We start from the raw sequence: 521 nt of genomic DNA, 5'->3' as shown, positions 1-521 counted from the left end.
TCAGGTTATCCCACTGATCATTAACGGCGAATCCGTTCACAATGTTTTGGACATCAAGCAAGATAAACAAACATTTGTGTTCGAGAATGTCGCAGATCAACCAGTGCCTTCATTGTTACGCGAGTTCTCTGCGCCAGTTAAATTGGGATACGATTACAGCGACGCTGAACTGATCTTCCTAATGAAGCACGCAACCAACGATTTTGCTCGTTGGGATGCAAGCCAAATGCTATTAGCGAAGTACATTCGACAAAATGTCACCAATGTCCAAACGGGCAGTGAGGTTCAACTTTCAGAAGATCTTATCGATGCATTCCGCGGCGTATTATTGGATGAAAACTTAGAGCCTGCATTTATCGCTCAAGTCTTCTCATTGCCATCTATCAATGAAATCACAGGCTGGTACAAACAGATTGATGTAGATGCAGTTGATACGGTTTTAAATAGCATTACAGTGTCACTTTCTGCCGCATTGGAAGATGAACTAAGTGCCACTTACCACACGCTAAAACAAGCCGAAT

General features: G+C 42.8%; 1 protein-coding gene. It reads left to right on the top strand.

Features of this window, described 5'->3' with window-relative positions; translation table 11 throughout:
* Positions 1–521 (top strand): DUF3458 domain-containing protein (locus R7Q48_RS30990; RefSeq protein WP_318134250.1); only part of this gene is annotated, 521 nt, incomplete at both ends.

The sequence above is a fragment of the Vibrio sp. 378 genome, assembly GCF_033339435.1.
Note: the sequence above shows the minus strand (reverse complement) of the source record. Positions and strands in the feature narration are given on the sequence as shown.